Source organism: Bradyrhizobium sp. USDA 4506, from assembly GCF_054058795.1.
On record NZ_JBSSBM010000002.1, the window covers coordinates 3,268,012 to 3,288,597 of the forward strand.

The 20,586-nt window shown below is 64.6% G+C and carries 20 protein-coding genes; 12 read left to right on the forward strand and 8 right to left on the reverse strand.

The window, feature by feature from the left end; all coding sequences use genetic code 11:
• Nucleotides 1–39: 39 nt before the first annotated feature.
• Both ACVIHF_RS17600 and ACVIHF_RS17605 read right to left on the reverse strand, forming a co-directional pair.
• Entirely contained in the window at nt 40–198 is a 159-nt protein-coding gene (locus tag ACVIHF_RS17600) for a hypothetical protein (protein ID WP_092078167.1), read from the reverse strand.
• Between the two features lie 252 nt (nt 199–450).
• Complete coding sequence (locus ACVIHF_RS17605) at nt 451–1,224, reverse strand: SDR family NAD(P)-dependent oxidoreductase (protein WP_057020793.1); 774 nt, start codon at nt 1,222–1,224, stop codon at nt 451–453.
• A 109-nt stretch (nt 1,225–1,333) separates the two neighbouring features.
• Here ACVIHF_RS17605 and ACVIHF_RS17610 point away from each other — a divergent pair, with 109 nt between their 5' ends.
• On the forward strand, nt 1,334–1,810 hold the full coding sequence (locus tag ACVIHF_RS17610) for a winged helix-turn-helix transcriptional regulator (RefSeq protein ID WP_057020794.1): 477 nt from the start codon (nt 1,334–1,336) through the stop codon (nt 1,808–1,810).
• Between the two features lie 307 nt (nt 1,811–2,117).
• Here the strand turns inward: ACVIHF_RS17610 and ACVIHF_RS17615 are convergent, their stop codons facing one another.
• On the reverse strand, nt 2,118–2,357 hold the full coding sequence (locus ACVIHF_RS17615) for a hypothetical protein (RefSeq protein WP_456792398.1): 240 nt from the start codon (nt 2,355–2,357) through the stop codon (nt 2,118–2,120).
• Nucleotides 2,358–2,586: 229 nt separating this feature from the next.
• On the opposite strand from ACVIHF_RS17615, the gene topA reads away from it, so the two are divergent.
• The 7 genes from topA to ACVIHF_RS17650 all read left to right on the forward strand — a co-directional run bounded on the left by topA (nt 2,587) and on the right by ACVIHF_RS17650 (nt 11,397).
• Nucleotides 2,587–5,358, forward strand: coding sequence for a type I DNA topoisomerase (gene topA / locus ACVIHF_RS17620; protein ID WP_456792399.1), 2,772 nt, complete (start codon nt 2,587–2,589; stop codon nt 5,356–5,358).
• Nucleotides 5,359–7,716, forward strand: coding sequence for a ribonuclease R (gene rnr, locus ACVIHF_RS17625; RefSeq protein ID WP_456792400.1), 2,358 nt, complete (start codon nt 5,359–5,361; stop codon nt 7,714–7,716).
• Complete coding sequence (locus tag ACVIHF_RS17630; protein WP_253608355.1) at nt 7,707–8,144, forward strand: DUF983 domain-containing protein; 438 nt, start codon at nt 7,707–7,709, stop codon at nt 8,142–8,144. Before rnr ends, ACVIHF_RS17630 begins: the two co-directional genes overlap by 10 nt.
• Nucleotides 8,145–8,180: 36 nt before the next feature.
• Nucleotides 8,181–8,930 (forward strand): NUDIX hydrolase, encoded by a 750-nt coding sequence (locus tag ACVIHF_RS17635; protein WP_253608354.1) that lies wholly within the window; start codon nt 8,181–8,183, stop codon nt 8,928–8,930.
• Nucleotides 8,931–9,135: 205 nt separating this feature from the next.
• Nucleotides 9,136–10,461, forward strand: a complete 1,326-nt coding sequence (locus ACVIHF_RS17640) for an LLM class flavin-dependent oxidoreductase (RefSeq protein ID WP_076834480.1) — start codon at nt 9,136–9,138, stop codon at nt 10,459–10,461.
• A gap of 128 nt (nt 10,462–10,589) precedes the next feature.
• On the forward strand, nt 10,590–10,757 hold the full coding sequence (rpmG, locus tag ACVIHF_RS17645) for a 50S ribosomal protein L33 (RefSeq protein WP_018271988.1): 168 nt from the start codon (nt 10,590–10,592) through the stop codon (nt 10,755–10,757).
• A gap of 109 nt (nt 10,758–10,866) precedes the next feature.
• Nucleotides 10,867–11,397, forward strand: a complete 531-nt coding sequence (locus ACVIHF_RS17650) for a hypothetical protein (RefSeq protein WP_076834482.1) — start codon at nt 10,867–10,869, stop codon at nt 11,395–11,397.
• Here ACVIHF_RS17650 and ACVIHF_RS17655 read toward each other — a convergent pair.
• From ACVIHF_RS17655 to ACVIHF_RS17665, 3 genes are all read right to left on the reverse strand, one after another.
• The gene (locus ACVIHF_RS17655) at nt 11,394–11,522 is read right to left on the reverse strand and encodes a hypothetical protein (RefSeq protein ID WP_256527872.1); all 129 of its coding nucleotides are present in this window, start codon (nt 11,520–11,522) and stop codon (nt 11,394–11,396) included. The two genes, ACVIHF_RS17650 and ACVIHF_RS17655, sit on opposite strands and share 4 nt — an antisense overlap.
• Before the next feature lie 72 nt (nt 11,523–11,594).
• Entirely contained in the window at nt 11,595–12,989 is a 1,395-nt protein-coding gene (locus ACVIHF_RS17660; RefSeq protein WP_456780427.1) for an ammonium transporter, read from the reverse strand.
• Nucleotides 12,990–13,492: 503 nt separating this feature from the next.
• A complete protein-coding gene (locus tag ACVIHF_RS17665; RefSeq protein WP_253608352.1) occupies nt 13,493–14,725 on the reverse strand; it encodes an MFS transporter in 1,233 nt (410 codons plus the stop codon).
• Nucleotides 14,726–14,858: 133 nt separating this feature from the next.
• Between ACVIHF_RS17665 and ACVIHF_RS17670 the strand changes: the two genes are divergently transcribed.
• Entirely contained in the window at nt 14,859–15,461 is a 603-nt protein-coding gene (locus ACVIHF_RS17670; protein WP_057020800.1) for a TetR/AcrR family transcriptional regulator, read from the forward strand.
• A 149-nt stretch (nt 15,462–15,610) separates the two neighbouring features.
• Entirely contained in the window at nt 15,611–16,816 is a 1,206-nt protein-coding gene (locus ACVIHF_RS17675) for a serine hydrolase domain-containing protein (RefSeq protein ID WP_253608351.1), read from the forward strand.
• Nucleotides 16,817–16,920: 104 nt separating this feature from the next.
• On the opposite strand, the gene ACVIHF_RS17680 is transcribed toward ACVIHF_RS17675, so the two are convergent.
• The gene (locus tag ACVIHF_RS17680) at nt 16,921–18,294 is read right to left on the reverse strand and encodes a PleD family two-component system response regulator (protein ID WP_028336389.1); all 1,374 of its coding nucleotides are present in this window, start codon (nt 18,292–18,294) and stop codon (nt 16,921–16,923) included.
• A gap of 15 nt (nt 18,295–18,309) precedes the next feature.
• Nucleotides 18,310–18,675 carry a response regulator gene (locus ACVIHF_RS17685; protein ID WP_028336390.1) on the reverse strand — a complete coding sequence of 122 codons (366 nt, stop codon included), beginning with the start codon at nt 18,673–18,675 and terminating at the stop codon, nt 18,310–18,312.
• Nucleotides 18,676–18,903: 228 nt separating this feature from the next.
• On the opposite strand from ACVIHF_RS17685, the gene ACVIHF_RS17690 reads away from it, so the two are divergent.
• Nucleotides 18,904–19,203 carry a DUF3572 domain-containing protein gene (locus tag ACVIHF_RS17690; RefSeq protein ID WP_253608350.1) on the forward strand — a complete coding sequence of 100 codons (300 nt, stop codon included), beginning with the start codon at nt 18,904–18,906 and terminating at the stop codon, nt 19,201–19,203.
• Nucleotides 19,182–20,498: a DNA polymerase IV gene (locus ACVIHF_RS17695; RefSeq protein WP_456792401.1), complete on the forward strand. Its 1,317-nt coding sequence runs from the start codon at nt 19,182–19,184 to the stop codon at nt 20,496–20,498. The genes ACVIHF_RS17690 and ACVIHF_RS17695 overlap by 22 nt, the downstream gene beginning before the upstream one ends.
• The last annotated feature ends 88 nt before the right edge of the window (nt 20,499–20,586 follow it).

Consider the following 20,586-nt stretch of genomic DNA (forward strand, 5'->3'; position numbering starts at 1 on the left):
CCGTCGCCTGGCGGCGGCAGGCCGTTCAGGTGGACGAACTCAGAACCAGACGCCCTGTATGCCGAGGATGACGGCGACCAGCGAAATCAACAGGCCGATGCCGGAGAACAGCGCGACCGTCACGAACTGCGTCGTATCTGAACTTTCGGATGCGGGCGAAACCGGGATCGACGTCGAAATGCGGGCTGCTTTCGGCATGGCGGCACTCCAAATGATTCCGTGGTGAAAAACTCCCCGCCCAATCAGGAGTCCGGGCAGTACGTCAAAGGTTCAATGCGCGATGATAGTCGCAAGCCAAACCGGCCGGTATGAAACGCTTCACACCGGCCGTTCGATACAATGAGAAACAAACCAGAGCGTTTTCGAGCGACGTGGATACCGGTTCGCGTGAAGAAAACGCGTCAGAATAAAACCAGAGCCCCGGCCCGATTTAATCGGAACGGAAAGGCTCTATCCGCGATAGATCGGCGCGCCCGCCGGTGATGCCGTTGCACCGCCATCGATGAACAGCTCCTGCCCCTGCACATGCGCGGCGTCGTCCGACGCGAGAAACAACACGGTCTTCGAAATGTGATCGGGCTCGCCGATCCGACCGAGCGGCGTGGTCTTGCCGATCCGCTGCTCGAAGATCTTCTCGGCCTCGGGCGTTGCGATCGCCGCGCCCCAGATCGGCGTGCGCACCGCACCCGGCGCCACCACGTTGACGCGGATGTTGCGCGGCGAGAATTCTGACGCCATCACCCGCGCCATCGCGCGCACGCCGGCCTTGCTCGCGGCATAGGCCGAGTAGCCGGGATTGCCGAGCACGGAGATCACCGAGCCGTTGAGAATGATCGATGCGCCGTCGTTGAGGTACGGCGCGACCGCCTGCACCGTGAAGAACACGCCGGTGAGATTGGTCCGGATCACATTCTCGAATGCGGCCAGCGTGGTGCCGCCCACCGGCGTCTGGCCGGGAATGCCGGCATTGGCGAACAGAACGTCATACTTGCCGAACTTCTCGGCGCCCTGCTTCACCGCGGCTTCCAGCGCCGCGACGTCGGTGGCATCAGCCGCCACCGCGAGCGCGTTCGGCCCGAGTTCCCTGGATGCCGCCGCAAGCGTCTCCTTGTTGCGCCCGGTGATGACGACCTTGGCGCCCTCCGCCACGAACAGCTTCGCTGTCGCGAGCCCGATGCCGCTGTTGCCGCCGGTGATCAACGCCGTCTTGTTCGCCAGTCTCATGTCCGCCTCCAGTTGGTTGCATTATTAAACTTCGTTGCCTAGCTAAGGCATACGGTTTAATATTGCAACCACACAAGGTCGTGATGGCCCAAACTCCTGGAGACAGCCGGTGAAACGAACCAGCCTTGCAGGCGACAGCTGTCCCGTCGCACGCGCGCTCGACGTGTTCGGCGACTGGTGGTCGCTCCTGATCATCCGCGACGCCAGCCTCGGCCGGCGCCGCTTCGGCGAATTCCAGGCGAGCCTCGGGCTTGCCAAGAACATCCTTGCCACACGGCTTCGCACGCTGGTCGAACGCGGCATCCTGAAGACGGTCCCCGCCTCCGACGGCAGCGCCTATCAGGAATATGTCCTGACGCCGAAGGGCCACGGCATCTTTCCGATCCTGGTCGCGCTGCGGCAATGGACCGAGGAATTCGACGAGCATCCGGACGAGATCGCGACCATCCTGGTCGACCGCGACAAGGGCAAGCCGGTGAAGAAGCTCGCGCTCTATTCGCAGGATGGACGCGTGCTGGGTGCCGCGGATACGACGCTGAAGCCGCGGCCTGCAGCGAAGCGCGCGCGGCGCCTCGTGAGTGCGTAGGACGGGTGTTGCTGGTACGGGCAACTCACCAAAAACTTGTCAATCCTCGCCCGCGAAAATATTTCGCTTTATCCGAATACGCCTCGCGTCGCGAGGATGCGGGATGTATGACTCACATACGACGACCCATATTGGGTGTCGTCCCGGCGAAAGCCAGGACCCATTACCCAAAATGAGAGTTGTTGCGCGACGCTGGGGCCGCGATCCCGTTCATCACCGACTGCGGTGGTTATGAGTCCTGGCTTTCGCCAGGACGACGAATGGAGAGAGCCCCGCTCATAGGCGCCCCTCCATCCCGCGACGCCCCTCACGACAACTTCCGCCGGCTCCGCGAACGCAGTTGCTCGTCGGCCTCCAGACGGGCCATCGCGAACAGGCGCTCGAGGACTTCGAATTTGTGGCGCCGGGCGAGTTTAGCGAGTTCGGTCGCGGCGCCTGCGATCAGGACCAGGGCGTCGTCGGGGCCGCCTTCCCCAGCCGTCTCGTCGCCCGCCGGTCGCCGCCCGCCGGACGCCTTGCGCTTCCGGCCGCCCCCTGTGCTGCTCAAAAGGCCTAATCCGATTCCTACGCTATATATAAAGAGATAAGCCCTTTCCGGCCGCAACTCTAGGACGCATTTTGCAACCCTTGGGATAGAAACTCCGCAGCTTGGCGCCTCCCTTCAATATCTGGCGATTTGACAGGGACCGCCCCAGCACCCATGTTCGCCCCGACACGGCGGGCCGCGAGTCTAGCGGAACCCACCTTCAAGTTTTCCCATAAGCTATTGGAATGACATGAATATCGTCATTGTGGAGTCGCCGGCCAAGGCCAAGACGATCAACAAATATCTGGGGTCCTCCTACGAGGTCCTGGCGTCGTTCGGCCATGTTCGCGACCTACCGGCCAAGAATGGTTCCGTCGATCCCGACGCCAATTTCCAGATGATCTGGGAGGTCGATGCCAAGGCCGCGAGCCGGCTCAACGACATCGCCAAGGCGCTCAAAGGTGCCGACCGTCTGATCCTCGCAACCGACCCCGATCGCGAGGGCGAGGCGATCTCCTGGCACGTGCTGGAGGTGATGAAGGAGAAGCGCGCGCTTAAGGACCAGAAGGTCGAGCGCGTGGTGTTCAACGCCATCACCAAGCAGGCCGTCTCCGAGGCGATGAAGGCGCCGCGCCAGATCGACGGCGCGCTGGTCGACGCCTATATGGCGCGCCGTGCGCTGGACTATCTGGTCGGCTTCACCCTCTCCCCCGTGCTGTGGCGCAAGCTGCCCGGCGCCCGCTCCGCCGGCCGCGTGCAGTCGGTCGCGCTGCGGCTGGTCTGCGACCGCGAGCTCGAGATCGAGAAGTTCGTTCCGAAGGAGTACTGGTCGCTGGTCGCGACGTTGCTGACGCCGCGCGGCGATGCCTTCGAGGCGCGGCTGGTCGGCGCCGACGGCAAGAAGATCGCACGGCTCGACATCGGCTCCGGCGCGGAAGCCGAGGATTTCAAGAAGGCGATCGAGGCCGCGCTGTTCAAGGTCGCGACCGTCGAGGCCAAGCCGGCGCGGCGCAATCCGCAGGCGCCCTTCACCACCTCGACCCTGCAGCAGGAAGCGAGCCGCAAGCTCGGCTTCGCGCCGGCGCACACCATGCGCATCGCGCAGCGGCTCTATGAGGGCATCGACATCGGCGGCGAGACCACCGGCCTCATCACCTATATGCGAACCGACGGCGTGCAGATCGCGCCCGAAGCGATCACGCAGGCGCGCAAGGTGATCGGCGAGGACTATGGCAACGCCTACGTGCCGGACGCCCCGCGCCAGTACCAGGCCAAGGCCAAGAACGCGCAGGAAGCCCACGAAGCGATCCGCCCGACCGATCTGTCGCGTCGCCCGGCGACCATCGGCCGAAGACTCGATGCCGATCAGGCGCGGCTTTATGAATTGATCTGGAAGCGCACCATTGCGAGCCAGATGGAGTCGGCGGAACTCGAGCGCACCACCGTCGACATCGAGGCCAAGGCCGGCTCCCGCGTGCTGGAATTGCGCGCCTCCGGCCAGGTCATCAAGTTCGATGGTTTCCTTGCGCTCTATCAGGAAAGCCGCGACGACGAGGAGGACGAGGATTCGCGCCGCCTGCCCGCGATGAGTGAGGGCGAGGCCGTGAAGCGCCAGAGCCTCGCCGTCACCCAGCATTTCACCGAGCCGCCGCCGCGCTTCTCGGAAGCCTCGCTGGTGAAGCGGATGGAAGAGCTCGGCATCGGCCGCCCCTCGACCTACGCCTCGATCCTGCAGGTCCTGAAGGACCGCGGCTATGTCAAGCTCGAGAAGAAGCGGCTGCACGGCGAGGACAAGGGCCGCGTCGTGGTCGCGTTCCTGGAGAACTTCTTCTCGCGCTACGTCGAATACGACTTCACCGCCGATCTCGAGGAGCAGCTCGACCGCATCTCCAACAATGAGATCGCCTGGCAGCAGGTGTTGCAGGACTTCTGGCGCGGCTTCATCGGCGCGGTCAACGACATCAAGGACCTCCGGGTCGCCGAGGTGCTCGACGCGCTCGACGAGATGCTCGGCCCGCACATCTATCCGCCGCGCACGGATGGCGGCGACGTCAGGCAGTGCCCGACCTGCGGCACCGGCCGGCTCAACCTCAAGGCCGGCAAGTTCGGCGCCTTCGTCGGCTGCTCGAACTATCCGGAATGCCGCTACACCCGCCCACTCGCGGCCGACAGCGCCGAGAGCGCCGACCGCGTGCTCGGCACCGATCCCGACACCGGCTTCGATGTCACGGTGAAGGCCGGCCGCTTCGGCCCCTACATCCAGCTCGGCGAGCAGAAGGATTACGCCGAAGGCGAGAAGCCGAAGCGCGCGGGCATTCCAAAGGGCACCTCACCGGCCGATGTCGATCTCGAACTGGCACTGAAACTGCTGTCGCTGCCGCGCGAGATCGGCAAGCATCCGGAAACCGGGCAGCCGATCACCGCCGGCCTCGGCCGGTTCGGGCCGTTCGTCAAGCACGAGAAGACTTATGCGAGCCTCGAGGCCGGCGACGAGGTCTTTGATATCGGGTTGAACCGCGCCGTCACACTGATCGCGGAGAAGATCGCGAAGGGCCCGAGCGGCCGCCGCTTCGGTGCCGATCCCGGCAAGCCGCTCGGCGATCATCCGACGCTCGGCGCGGTCGCGCTGAAGAACGGCCGCTACGGCGCCTATGTCGCGGCGGGCGGCGTCAACGCGACGATCCCGAGCGACCGCACCCCCGACCAGATCACGCTCGCCGAAGCGATCGCGCTGATCGACGAGCGCGCGGCCAAGGGCGGCGGCAAAAAGACCAAGAAGGCCAAGGCGGAAAAGCCCGCCAAGGCGAAGAAAGCCAAGTCCGAGGCGACCGAGACTGACGGCGACGGCGAGGCCAAGCCCGCCAAGAAGGCTGCGTCGAAGAAAGCCGCGGCGAAGCCGAAAACGGATGCGACCAGCAAGGCGCGCGCGCCGGTCGCCTCCGGTGCCAAGACGTCGCCTGCAAAATCATCGGCACCAGCGAAAGCGCCCGCGAAGAAGAGCGCCGGCAAGGCACGAGGATAAGTGAAACGAAAACCCGACCATGGCTTTCCGGGCCGGGATGCCATCGTCGCCTTCATCCGCGCCAATCCAGGCAAGGTCGGCACCCGCGAGATCGCGCGCGAGTTCGGCCTGAAGAACGCCGACCGCGTCGAGCTGAAGCGGATCCTCCGCGAGCTCGCCGACGATGGCACGATTGCCAAGCGCGGCCGCAAGATCCACGAGCCGGCGGCGCTGCCGCCGACCCTGCTCGCCGACATCACCGGCCGCGACAGCGACGGCGAGCTGATCGCCACGCCCGCCGAGTGGGACTCGGACGAGAACGGCACCGCCCCGAAAATCCGTATCGAGACGCCGCGGCGGCCGAAGCCCGGCACCACCGCCGGCGTCGGCGACCGCGCGCTGCTGCGCGTCGAAGTCACGGACGAGCAAGACGGCACACCCTATCGCGGCCGCGTCATCAAGGTGATCGATCACGGGCGCACCCGGATCCTCGGCATCTTCCGTCGCAATCCCGATGGCGGCGGGCGCCTGATCCCGGTCGACAAGAAGCAGGCCGGCCGCGAGCTCAACATCGCCAAGGCCGACAGCGGCGGCGCCGAAGACGGCGATCTCATCAGCGTCGACCTGATCCGCACCCGCGGCTACGGCCTCGCCTCCGCCCGCGTCAAGGAGCGGCTCGGTTCGATCGCCAGTGAGAAGGCGATCAGCCTGATCGCGATCAACACCCACGATATCCCGCAGGTGTTCTCCACTTCTGCGCTGCGCGAAGCTGAAGACGCCAAGCCCGCAACCTTGCAGGGCCGCGAGGACTGGCGTGACGTGCCGCTCGTCACCATCGATCCGCCGGATGCCAAGGATCACGACGACGCGGTGCATGCGGAAGTCGATCCCGATCCCAACAACAAGGGCGGCTTCATCGTCCATGTCGCGATCGCCGACGTCGCCTTCTATGTGCGGCCCGGCTCGGCGCTCGACCGCGACGCGCTGCAGCGCGGCAACTCGGTGTATTTCCCTGATCGCGTCGTGCCGATGCTGCCCGAGCGCATCTCCAACGATCTCTGTTCGCTGGTGCCGGGCGAGCCGCGCGGCGCGCTCGCGGTGCGCATGGTGATCGGCGCCGACGGCCGCAAGCGCTCGCATACCTTCCACCGCGTGCTGATGCGCTCGGCCGCAAAGCTCCATTACGCGCAGGCACAGGCTGCGATCGACGGCAGGCCCGATGACACCACCGGCCCCATCCTCGATCCGATCCTGAAGCCGCTGTGGTCGGCCTACGAGCTGGTCAAGCTTGCACGCAACGAGCGCGACCCGCTCGATCTCGATCTGCCCGAGCGCAAGATCCTGCTGAAAGCCGACGGCACCGTCGATCGCGTGATCGTGCCGCAGCGGCTCGACGCGCACCGGCTGATCGAGGAGTTCATGATCCTCGCCAACGTCGCCGCGGCCGAGATGCTGGAGAAGAAGGCGCTGCCGCTGATCTACCGCGTGCACGACGAGCCAAGCCAGGAGAAGGTGCACAACCTGCAGGAATTCCTCAAGACGCTCGACCTGCCCTTCACCAAGCAGGGCGCGCTGCGTCCCACGCAATTCAACCGCGTGCTGGCGCAGGTTGCCGGCGAGGACTACGAGCCGCTGGTCAACGAGGTGGTGCTGCGTTCGCAGGCGCAGGCCGAATACTCCGCCGAGAACTACGGCCATTTCGGCTTGAACCTGCGTCGCTACGCGCACTTCACCTCGCCGATCCGCCGCTATGCCGATCTGATCGTGCATCGCGCGCTGATCCGCGCGCTCGGGCTTGGCGAAGGCGCGTTGCCGACCGATGAGACCGTGGAGACGCTCGCCGAGATCGCCGCGCAGATTTCCGTCACCGAGCGCCGCGCGATGAAGGCGGAGCGTGAGACCACCGACCGCCTGATCGCGCATTTCCTTGCCGATAAGGTCGGCGCCTCGTTCCAGGGCCGCATTTCCGGCGTGACGCGATCCGGCCTGTTCGTGAAGCTCGACGACACCGGCGCCGACGGTCTGATCCCGATCCGCACCATCGGCAGCGAATATTTCAATTACGACGAAACCCGCCACGCGCTGATCGGCACGCGCAGCAACACCATGTATCGGCTCGGCGACGTCGTCGATGTGCGTCTGGTGGAGGCCGCGCCGATAGCGGGCGCGCTGCGGTTTGAGTTATTATCCGATGGTCAGGCAATTCCGCGCGGCAGAAAACGAGACAGCGTAACGGCCGAGCGCCGTGCCGCCGGATTTGGCAAGGGACCAAAAGGATCAGGCAAGAAGGCGCACAAGGAGCGGAAATCGCGCAAGAAGGATCGCAAGCCGGCGCAGCAGAAGTCCGGCAAATCGAAGCGAGGCAAGTCATGGATGTGACACCGCCGACGGTGGTCTGGACTCGCGAGGCGGCCGAACCCGAGAAGCGCGACGTGTGGAGCGCGATGAAGCGCGGGTTCCGCAGCCGTTGTCCGCGATGCGGAAAAGGCAGACTGTTCCGCAAGTTTCTCAAATGCGACGGCCATTGCCCGGTCTGCGACCTCGACTTCACGCCGCATCGCGCCGACGATCTGCCTGCCTATCTCGTCATCGTTATCGTCGGCCATATCGTGGTACCGATGGCGCTGTGGATCGAGACAAATTATTCGCCGCCGGTGTGGCTGCAACTTGCGATCTATCTGCCGTTCACGCTGTTCGCATCGCTGGCTTTGTTGCAGCCGGTGAAGGGAGCCGTGATCGGCTTGCAATGGGCCCTGCGCATGCATGGCTTTGACGAGAATCCCCCTAGCGACATCCCGCCGGTCTAGCTAAACCGGGCCGCAAGAAGAAATGAAAGGGATGAAATGACTGAAGCTGCCGCGCCCGCCGCTGTCGTCCACCAGGGCGAAAAAGAAGCCGACCATCATGCGTATTTCCGGCCGAAGGATGCGGCGACGCTGATCCTGATCGATCGCTCCGGCGCCAAGCCGAAGGTGCTGGTCGGCAAGCGTCACGACAAGGTCGTGTTCATGCCCGGCAAATTCGTTTTCCCCGGCGGCCGCGTCGACAAGGCCGACAACCGCGTGCCGGTCGCAGCGCCGATCACGCCGGAGCTCGAAGCCAATCTGTTGAAGGGCAGCCCGAAGATCACGCCCGGCCGCGCGCGTGCGCTTGCCAACGCCGCGATCCGCGAGGCCTGCGAAGAGACCGGGCTCTGCCTCGGCCGCAAGGTCGAGAAGCGGCACAAGCTCGACGGGCCCTGGGCACCGTTCGCCGACGCTGGTCTCTTGCCCGATCCATCCGGCCTGTTCCTGATCGCGCGCGCGATCACCCCGCCCGGCCGCGTCCGCCGCTTCGACACGCGCTTCTTCACTGCCGACGCGTCGACCATCGCGCATCGTGTCGAGGGCGTGGTGCATGCCGATGCCGAGCTGGTCGAGCTGGTCTGGGTCGAGATCGGCTCCGAGCCGCTCGCCGACGCGCATGCCATGACCAAGAACGTGCTCGCCGAGCTCGACCGCCGTCTCGCCACCGGCCCGCTCCGCCACGACGCGCCGGTGCCGTTCTTCCATTTCTACGGCGGCAAGATGCAGAAGGACGTGCTGGGGGTGTAGTATGATCCTCGTCATTCCGAGGCGATGCGCAGCATCGAACCCGGAATCCCGAGATTGCGGCGCGAGATTCCGGGTTCATCGCTGCGCGATGCCCCGGAATGACACTGTCGAGAGAGCGGCCAAAAACAAAATAATCTTCCCGATGGCGCGCCGCGAAACGCCTCCCTATCTGTTCCGCTAACGACATCAAGGACGGAACGGGGCAATGGCGAAGCGTCAACTCAAGCTCGGCGCGTTCATGCGGCCGATCAGCATTCACACCGGTGCCTGGCGCTATCCCGGGGCCTGGCCCGACGCCAATTTCAACTTCGACCACATCAAGACGCTGATCCGCAAGCTCGAGGCCGGCAAGTTCGACGCCTTCTTCATGGCCGACCATCTGGCCGTGCTGAACATGCCGATCAACGCGCTGAAGCGCAGCCACACCGTGACCTCGTTCGAGCCATTCACCCTGCTGTCGGCACTCGCCGCCGTCACCGAGAATATCGGCCTGATCGCGACCGGCTCGACCACTTTCGACGAGCCCTATCACGTCGCGCGGCGCTTCGCCTCGCTCGACCACATCTCCGGCGGCCGCGCCGGCTGGAATATCGTCACCACGTCCAATCCGGACGCGGCGCTGAATTTCGGGCTCGACGACCATATGGAGCACGCCGAGCGCTACAGGCGCGCCCGCGAGTTCTACGATGTCGTCACCGGCCTGTGGGATTCCTTCGCCGATGACGCGTTCGTGCGCGACGTCGAGTCCGGACTGTTCGTCGATCCCGACAAGATGCATGTGCTCAATCACAAGGGCAAATATCTCTCGGTCCGCGGTCCGCTGAACATCGCCCGCCCCGTGCAGGGCTGGCCTGTCATCGTGCAGGCCGGTGCTTCCGATGACGGCAGGCAGCTTGCGGCCGAGACCGCGGAAGCCGTGTTCACCGGCGGCGGCAGCCTGGCCGACGGACAGAAGCTCTATGCCGACATCAAGGGCCGCATGGAGAAGATCGGCCGCGATCCCGAGCATCTGAAGATCCTGCCCGGCGCCTTCGTCGTGGTCGGTGACAGCGTCGAGGAAGCAAAAGAGAAGCGCGCGCTGCTCGACAGCCGCGTGCATTACGACAGCGCGATCGCCTCGCTGTCGGTGATCCTCGGCACCGATGCATCCGGCTTCGATCCCGACGGACAGTTGCCGCCGATCCCCGAAACCAATGCAAGCAAAAGCGGCCGGCAGCGCCTCGTCGATGTCGCGGCGCGCGACAAGCTCACCGTGCGCCAGCTCGCGCAGCGCGTCGGCGGCTATGGCGGGCTCGCCTTCGTCGGCACGCCGCAGACCATCGCCGACCAGATGGAGGAATGGCTGACCGGCCGGGGCAGCGACGGCTTCAACATCATGTTCCCCTATCTGCCGCAGGGCCTGTTCGAGTTCGTCGACAAGGTGGTGCCGGAACTGCAAAAGCGCGGGATTTTCCGCACTGAGTACGAAGGTCGGACCCTGCGCGAGAATTTGGGCCTGCCGCGGCCGAAAAATCAGTTCTTCGAGGGGTAATAGGCCCGGAATCGGGGTGATCTTGGCTCAGAAATCCTTGACTTTGGGCTGTTTCTGGCTAGTTTCCGGGCCAAACGCGGGCCGATTTGGCCGGCTCCCGAATTCCCCCGATTTTCGAGGTTTTGCACATGGCCAAGGCGGTCACCATCAAGGTCAAGCTCGTGTCGACGGCCGACACCGGCTTCTATTACGTTGCCAAGAAGAATTCGCGCACCATGACCGACAAGCTGGTCAAGAAGAAGTACGACCCGGTCGCGCGCAAGCACGTCGAGTTCAAGGAAGCCAAGATCAAGTAAGATCGGCTGCTTCCGACGTTTCAAACGGGGCCCTCGCGGCCCCGTTTTTGCTTTCTAGGCTTGCGTCATCCCTCATGATTCCCGGAGCAGTCCCGGGCGCAGGGCTCAGATGATCGCAACCTTGGACGAGGGAAACGTCGGCGGTTACTCGGTCGCTTACGGCCGCGAGGACATCTACTTTCCGGTCTATGTCACGGCAGCCCTCGCCGCGATCTTCCTGACCGCGACCTGGATCACGGGCGCGATCTATTGGCTGGCGCCGGCAGCGGCAGCGGGCGGCTTCACCTATTACAACATCCCCCTGCTGGAGGCTGGTCGTCCGACGATCGGGGCCAACCAGTACGGCATCTTCATCCAGGCCTTCGGGCTGATCCGCTGGCGCGCCATCACGCGCATCGACCTCGTCGAGATCGCCGAGCGCGCGATGACGGTTCACGAGTTGCAGATCGCGCTTAACGGACCGCTCGGCAGCGCGCTGGTGGCCGATTGGCGCAAGCGGCCGGCCTACCGGCTGTTGATGCGCCTGCCGTGGCGCATGGACCATCGTGGCGTAGTCCGCGTCAATCTGGAGCCATTCGACCGGACGCCCGACGAGATCCACCGGACGTTCCTCAGGATGTGGCGTTACTACCGGAGCTAACCCTTGAACGCCTCGTCACGCAGATGCGCGTCTGCGATCTCTGCATCCGGATTGTGTGTGATCGTCATGAACCAAATGAGGCTGAAGAACAGCGACCACGCTGTGTTCCAATAGAACCAGTTCATCGGATCACCTCGAACAGCTTAGATCCGCGCCAGCGGGCGAAGATCGCCAGCTGCGCGGAATGCCGCCAAAGTCTACTGCACGACCTCGCCGTGCAGTGCCAAATCCAACCCTTCGCGCTCGATGTCCCGCGTCACGCGAAGCCCGACGAAGAGATTGATCACGAACAGGATGATCAGGCTCACCACGGCATCATACACGAAAACCGTCGCAACGCCGATGCATTGATTGAGGAACTGCCCGGGATTTCCTTCCAGAACACCTGCCGTTCCGCCATACTGCTCGACCGCGAACACCCCGGTCAGCAGCGCCCCGACGATGCCGCCAAGGGCATGGACACCGAAGCAGTCCAGCGCATCATCGTAGCTGAACATGCGCTTCAAGCCGGTGCATCCCCAGTAGCAGCAGACGCCGGCGGCGATGCCGATCGCGAAAGCGCCGACCGGCCCGACGAAGCCGGAGGCCGGCGTGATCGCGACGAGGCCCGCCACGGCACCCGAGCAGATGCCGACCACGGTCGGCTTGCCCTTCAACGCCCATTCCACCAGCATCCAGGTGAAGCCTGCCACAGCCGTTGCGATCTGGGTCACCAGCATGGCCATACCCGCCTGCATTCCGGCCGTGACGGCGGAGCCGGCATTGAAGCCGAACCAGCCGACCCACAGCAGCGAGGCGCCGATGAAGGTCAGCACCATGTTGTGCGCCGGTCCGGTCTCGCTACGCTTTCCGAGCATGATCGCGCACATCAGGCCGGCTACGCCGGCATTGATGTGCACAACGGTGCCGCCGGCGAAATCGAGAACCTTGACATACGCAGCGTCGTTACCCGCCGAGAAGATTCCGTCAGGGCCCCAGACCCAGTGCGCGATCGGCGCATAGACGAAGATCGCCCACAGCCCGATGAACCAGAGCATCGCGGAGAACTTCATCCGCTCGGCAAAAGCGCCGGCGATCAGCGCCGGCGTGATGATGGCGAACGTCATCTGGAAGCAGATGTAAACGGACTCGGGGATCGTCGCGGCGAGTGGATTGGGATTGCCGATGCCCCCCTTGCCGATGTCGCTCAGGATGTCCTTGAGGAACAGGCGATCGAGGCCGCCGATGAACGGCGTGCCGGCACGAAACGCCAGGCTGTAGGTGAGGACGGCAAACAGGATCGTGACCAGGCAGGTGACCGCGAAACTGGTCATCACGGTGTCGCCGACATTCTTCTTGCGCACCATGCCGCCATAGAACAGTCCGAGCCCCGGGATCGTCATCATCAGGACGAGCGCGACTGACGTGAGCATCCAGGCGGTGTCGCCGGAATTCGGCGTGCACTTCTCGAGAATCTTGCCGCCACAGGCCGGCGGCGCCGCCGCATCCTCGGCCAGCGCGAGCTCGCTGAACAGCAGGCAAAGGAACGCCACGCCCAACAAGGCAACCACGATTCTCACGAGCTTCTGGCGCGTATGTGTCGCAGACTCCATATCGACCTCCCATCACAAGAGAAATGCTGGCGTTCGGAATGGGCGCAGCGCGTTCGCAGCGTGAGCGCCGAAGGACAGCGCGCGTCCGGCTATCGGGATGTCTCGAAGTGCCGCGGTGCGGGTGGCCGGATGCAGCGAAGTCGCAGCGGCATCAGGCCCGACGCAGGGCACAAGGGCCTCCTGCTCGGCGGCGCGGCAAAGGCCGTGGTGCGCGGATGGCTGGAGAATGACGGCGACTAGCCCCATCGCGGCCAGCCCTTCCCAAAGTCCCCAGGCCGGAACCCTCAGCGAGGGTTTCCGGCACGATTTCTAGCCAAATTGAAACAAGATTCGTGCCACCACTGCGCGCCGCGTAACACTTTGAAAACGCTATCGCTTCGATCCGCGACCGGAACAGCATCGCGCTCCATTGCACGCTCTTGCGGCAAGTGGCCGGTCAAAAACTAGGCAGCATCTGGCGACTGCCCTCGCAAGGAGCAGCCGCCAGCTTCGCAGGGATTCTGCTAAGCGGCCTTCAGCAGCGGCGGCTGCGCCGGCCGGATCAGCGCGAAGGCGAGCTGGATGATGCCGCCGGCAAGGCCCAGCGCGACGCCGATGCGCCAGGCCATGGTGTAGGAGCCGAGCGAGTCGTAGATCAGCCCTCCTCCGTAAGCGCCGAGGAAGCTGCCGACCTGGTGGCTCATGAAGGCGAGGCCCTGGATCATCGCCTGCCAGCGCAAGCCGAACATCTCGGCCACCGCGCCCGCGACCAGCGGACCGACGCCCATCCAGAGGAAGCCCATGATGGCGCCGAACAGCAGCGTCGAGCCCGGCGTTGCCGGCAGCATGAAGTACCAGGCAAGCGCCAGCGAGCGCAGAATATAGATCGCGCCGAGCAGCGCCAGCTTGTTCCAGCGCTGGCCGGCCCAGCCGAAGAACAGCGAGCCGAGCACATTGAAGCCGCCGATCATGCCGAGCGTCTGCGCGCTCAGCATCGGATCGAGCCCGCAGATCGCGAGATACGACGGCAGATGCGTGGTGAGGAAGACGAGCTGCATGCCGCAGACCATGTAGGCGCAGGTCATCACCACGAAGGGTGCGTTGCCGAACGCGGTCTTCGCCGCCGTCGCCGCGGTGGCGTTGCCGATGTCGTCGCCAGCAGGCTTCGGCAGCGGAATCTTGTCGACGCGCCCGGCGTACAACGCCGCCGGGATCATGAAGATCGAGAGAATGACAAAGCCGGCAAGTCCGACGCGCCAACCGAAACCCTCATTGAGCATCTGGCCGATCGGCGCCGACAGCAGCGCGCCGAGCGAGCCCGCGGCGGAGACCATGCCGAGCACTGTCGAGCGTACCGTCTCCGGCACCGCGCGCGCCGAGACCGACATTGCGATCGCATTCGCGGTGCAGGCGAGCGAAAGGCCGATCAGGACACCGGCGCCGATCATGATGGCAACGAGCCCATGCGCCGTCGTCATCAGCACGAGGCCCGCGATGTAGGCCAGCGCGCCGACCAGCATGATCGGGCGGAAGCCGTAACGCACCGTCATCGCGCCGGCGACCGGCTGCAGAAAACCCCAGGCGAGGTTCTGCACCGCGAGCGCCAGCGTGAAGTGGGATATCGAGATGCCGATGTCGTGCGTCAGCGGCTGCATGAAGATGCCGAGGCTCTGCCGCAGCCCCATGCTCAGCGTGAGCATGATGGAGGCGCCGATCAGGATGGGAAGGGTGGGACGCAGGACCTGCAACAGGGGCATTGTTCTTGTTCTCCCATAACGGCACGGCACGCGTGCCATGGCCTGCGATTCATGCATGTTTTGGTTACACAGACCTGTGTACTTAGGCTATACAGGGGGCTGACTGTCAAGCGAAGAGGATCACGGCTGGCGCATGGCTTCCCCGCCTCCCAAACAGACCATGAAGGAGCGGATCCTCGAGACCGCCGACAAGCTCTTCTACCTGCAGGGCATTCGCGCCATCGGCGTCGACACCATCGCGGCCGAGATCGGCATCAGCAAGCGCACGCTCTACAACCACTTCCCGTCGAAGGACGCGCTGATAGAAGCCTATCTGCAACGCCGCTTCGTGCAGCCGCGTCCCTCCGACAAGCCGCCGGCCGAGCAGATTCTCGCAACCTTCGATTCGCTGGAGCGGCGCTTCTCGGCGAAGGACTTTCGCGGCTGCCCGTTCGTGAACGCGGTGGCCGAGCTCGGGCCGGAGGACGAGGATCGCACCTTCAGGAACATCGCAATCGCCTTCAAGGAAAGCCGCCGGCTCTGGTTTCGCGATCTGCTGCGGCGGCTCGGCGTCGCCGATGCCGAGGGACTTGCGACCCAGCTCACGCTGCTGGTCGATGGCTCGATCGCGCAGGATCTGGTGCGCGACGATCCGGCGATGGCGCGCGCGGCCAAGGAAGCCGCGCGCGTGTTGCTGGCAAATGCAGGCGTCAAGGTCGGCAGCCCCGCCCCCGCCGGCAAGAAACGCGCCGGATAAATCCGGTTGCGTGCGGAAGTCAGGTTTGGTTGTTAACACCGACCGCAGGCCACGGCATTCCCGGCTGGATATTCCGTCCGGCGAGATTGGCAGCGACCGCGCGAAGACCTGCTACTTAGAAGACTTGCGGCACAACAGGGGAAACGACCATGGAAGATCTGAAGGTGACGGCCACCGGCTATGATTTCGCGCCGGCGCGCGCGGCCATGCAGCGCTACATCGACAACGATCTCCTGTCCGGCATCTCCTGGACGGTTCTGGTCGGGCGCGACATCGCTGACACGGGCTGCGTCGGATGGGCCGACAAGGAAGCGCAGATTCCGCTGCGCACCGATCACATCTTCCGCGTCTTCTCCAACACCAAGCTGATCACCTCCTGCGCGGTGCTGCTGCTGGTCGAGGAAGGCCGCTTCCGGCTCGACGATCCGATCGAGACCTTCATCCCGCAACTCAGAAACCGCAAGGTGCTGCGGCCGGGCGCGACGTCGGTCGACGACACCGAGCCGGCGCAGCGGTCGATCACCATTCGCCATCTGCTGAGCCACTCAGCCGGCCTCAGCTACGGCCTGTTCGATCCGGGCACACCGATTTTCAAGGCCTACAACGAGCGCAAGATCCTCAATCCGATGACGACGCTCGCTGACATGGTCGACGGTCTGTCCGATCTGCCGCTGGTGTTCCATCCCGGCTCGTCATGGGAATATTCCGTTGCCATCGACGTGGTCGCACGGCTGGTCGAGGTGGTGAGCGGCCAGCCGTTCGACAAGTTCATCAAGGCCCGCATCCTCGATCCGCTCGGCATGGTCGACACCGGCTTCCATGTTCCGGAGAAGGATCACAACCGGCTCGTCGCCTATTACGCCGGCGCCGATCTGATGGACCCGATGAAGCCCGGGCTGACGCGCACCGACAACGCGCCCTATCCTGGCGCCTATCTGCGCCCGGTGCCGCGCTTCAATGGCGGTGGCGGCCTCGTCTCGACGCTGCATGACATGGTCGCGCTGATCCGCAGCCTGCTGCCCGGCGGACCGACGCTGCTGAAGCCGGAGACGATCGCGCAGGCGATGACCAACCAGCTCACACCGGGCCAATGGATCCGCTTCGCGATGATGGGCGAGCAACCCGGCAAGACCTATGGTCTTACCGGCGGACTGATCCTCAACCCCTCCCCGATCGATCATCCCGACGCCGCCGGCGAGCTCTATTGGGGCGGCGTCGCAGGCACGCAGTGGTGGATTTCGCCCAAAACGGGCATCGCCGGCGTGATGATGGCGCAGCGCCAGATGGCGTTCGTCCATCCGTTCTCGTTCGAGTTCAAGCGGATGGCCTATGACGCGGTGAAGCGCGGCCGCTAAGGGCACTTCGTAGCCCGGATGGAGCGCAGCGAAATCCGGGAAGCTGGTGCAAGCGGCGCGATACCCCGGATTGCGCTTCGCTGCATCCGGGCTACGAGATCGCGCTACGCTGCCGCAGACACCACGCGGTTACGGCCGTCGTGCTTGGCGCGATAGAGCGCGGTGTCGGCGCGCTTGAGCACATCGGTGACCTGCTCGCCCTTGCGCTCCAGCGTGGTGAGACCGATCGAGATCGTGACTGTGATCCGCTTGCCGCCCTTGTCGACGGTGAAGGGCTCGCCCGCGATCGAGCGGCGCAGCCGCTCGGCGACCATGCCGGCGACGTGCAGGTCGGTCTCGGGCATCACGATGACGAACTCCTCGCCGCCATAGCGGCAGGCGAGATCAATGCCGCGGATCGACTTGCGGATACGGACCGCGAATTCGCGCAGCACGTCGTCGCCGGCATCGTGGCCATAGGTGTCGTTGATCGCCTTGAAGTAGTCGATGTCGAGGATCATCAGCGCCAGCGGCTTGCCGCGGATCGAGGCCTGCTCCGCCAGCGTCGCGAGGTGGCTCTCCATGTAGCGCCGGTTGTTGAGACCGGTCAGCGCATCCGTGATCGCCATCTCGATCGAGTTCTGGACATTGTCGCGCAGATGATCGGTGTAGCGGCGGCGGCGGATCTGGGTGCGCGCGCGTGCCAGCAGTTCGTTCTTGTCGACCGGACGCAGCAGATAGTCGTTGACGCCGATCTCGAGCCCGCGCATCAGCCGCGTGTTGTTGTCGGCATCCGAGATGGCGAGGATCGGGACCTGGCGCGTGCGCTCCAGCGAGCGGGCCTGGCTGCACAGCCGCAGGCCGTCGTAATTGTCGAGGCTGAGCGACACGATCAGCAAGTCGTAATTGCCCTCGGCGGCGTGGAACAAGGCTTCCGACGGATTGATCTCGACGTCGACGGTATGCTCGGCCGAGAGGATCGGCGCCAGCTTCTCGTAGGACGACGGCCGGTCGTCGACCAGAAGAATGCGGCCGCCGGTTCCCTTGTCGGCGATCGCGCTGCGCTCGGGCGCCTGCATGCCGATCTCGAGCGAGGTGATGGCGCGCATGCGCAGCTCATCGGTCATCATCTTCAGCCGCGTCAGCGAGCGCACGCGCGCGATCAGCACGACGTCGGACACCGGCTTGGTCAGGAAGTCATCGGCGCCGGCTTCAAGGCCGCGCACGCGATCGGCCGGGCTGTCGAGCGCAGTGACGATGACGACCGGAATGAAATGGGTCGCCGGATTCGACTTCAGCCGGCGGCAGACCTCGAAGCCGTCCATGTCGGGCATCATGACGTCGAGCAGGATGATGTCGCATTCGGCGCGTGCGCAGATTTCCAGTGCCTCGGTCCCGTTGGAGGCAGTCAACACATCGAAATATTCGGCTGACAGACGGGCTTCCAACAACTTGACGTTCGCCGGAACGTCATCGACCACGAGGATACGCGCGGACATTGCACCACAACTCCCCTATCCGATAAAGCGTCGGACAGTCTCAATAAATTTGCCGACCGAGATCGGCTTGGACAAATAGGCTTCGCAGCCGCCCTCGCGGATGCGTTCTTCGTCGCCCTTCATGGCGAAGGCGGTGACCGCGACCACCGGAATTGCGCGCAGATCGGGATCGTCCTTGATCCAGCGCGTGACCTCCAGGCCGGAAACCTGGGGTAGCTGGATGTCCATCAGGATGAGGTCGGGGCGCAGCTTGCGGACAAGATCGAGCGCTTCGAAGCCATTGCTGGTGCCCGAAGTCTGATAGCCGTGCGCTTCCAACAGATCGCGAAAGAGCTTCATGTTGAGCTCATTGTCCTCCACGATCAGGACGGTTTTGGCCATCCCGTCCCTCCCAAACCCAGGAGACGGGCCCGGCTGCGGTACCTCACGCACCGCGCTCGGGGCGCGTCGAAAATGTGAATTCAAACTAGCGCCAGAATCGCTCTAACCCGTTAACCCGAAGTCCAACTTCCGCAGCGTGGTTTCCGTTGCTTGAACACATGCGGAAGACTCGGGCATGATGGGCCTCTCAATAGAGACCATAAGTTAACGGAAAGGCAAACCGGCGCGTTGAAAAAGCCTGTTCACAACCCCCGGGAAGTTGCTGAAATCGTTGCGATTCAGGCGCTCGGTTTCATTGCCGGCGATCCCGAGCGGCTGGGCCTGTTCCTGGCCGAAACCGGAATCGGTCCAGAGACGCTGCGGAACGCCGCGTCCGATCCTCAATTTCTTGCGAGCGTGCTCGATTTCGTGATGCGCGACGACGCCACCGTGAAGGCGTTTGCCAGGGCCTCGGAACTGCACCCGACCAATATCGCCGCCGCCCATCAGGCGCTGGGCGACCCGAAATGGGAGCGCGACGTGCCGTGACGACGGCAGCGGCAGCTTCCGACGGCCCCCTCCGTTTCTGCCGAGACTGCCTCGGCGACCTCGATATCAAGGTGAAGCGATGCAGCCATTGCGGCTCGCCGCGGCTGGTGCGTCATCGCGCCCTGCCCGCGCTGGCGCTGGCGCACATCGACTGCGACGCGTTCTATGCCACCGTCGAGAAGCGCGACAATCCCGAGATCGCCGACCGCCCGGTCATCATCGGCGGCGGCAAGCGCGGCGTCGTGTCGGCCGCCTGTTACATCGCCCGCACCTATGGCGTCCGCTCGGCGATGCCGATGTTCAAGGCGCTGGAACTCTGCCCGGATGCGACCGTAATTCCGCCGGACATGGCGAAGTATGTCCGGGTCGGGCGCGAGGTGCGGCAGGCGATGCAGGCGCTGACGCCGCTGGTCGAGCCGCTGTCGATCGACGAAGCCTTCCTCGATCTCGCCGGCACGCAGCGCGTCCACGGCATGATTCCGGCCAAGGTGCTCGCCAAATTCGCCCGCGATGTCGAGCGCGACATCGGCATCACGGTGTCGGTCGGCCTGTCCTGCAACAAGTTCCTCGCCAAGATCGCCTCCGACCTCGACAAGCCGAGGGGCTTTGCCGCGCTGGACCAGGACGAGGCGCGCGAGATGCTGGCCAGCAAACCGGTCGGGTTCATCTACGGCGTCGGTCCCGCGACGCAGGAGAAGTTGGTGCAGCGCGGCTTCCGCCTCATTGCCGACCTGCAGCGCGCCGACGAGAACGAATTGATGAAGCAGTTCGCGAGCGAAGGCCGCCGGCTGTGGCGGCTCGCGCGCGGCATCGACGACCGGAGCGTGGTGGCCGATCGCGGCGCCAAGACGATCTCGAGCGAGACCACCTTCGAGACCGACATCCGCGACTTCGCAACGCTGGAAAGACTGCTCTGGAAACTGTCGGAGAAAGTCTCGGCGCGGCTGAAGACCAGCGAGCTCTCGGGGTGCACCATCACGCTGAAGCTGAAGACCGCGGACTTCCGCCAGCGTACCCGTTCGCAATCGATCCAGACCCCGACCCAGCTTGCCGCCAAGATCTTTGCGGTGTCGCGCGAGATGCTCGCGAAGGAAATTGACGGCACCGCCTTCCGCCTGATGGGCGCCGGCGTCAGCGCGCTGCGCCCGGGCGCACAGGCCAACGATTCCGACATGCTCGACCGCCGCTCGGCGCACGCCGAACGCGCGATGGACAATCTGCGCAAGAAATTCGGCAATGCCGCCGTGATCAGGGGCATTGCCTATGAGGGGCCGCAGAAGAGCGCGGAGGAGTAACCGGTCGTCATGGCCGGGCTTGACCCGGCCATCCATCAACGAGGACTCTTTGAAAAGCGATGGATGCGCGGGTCGAGCCCGCGCATGA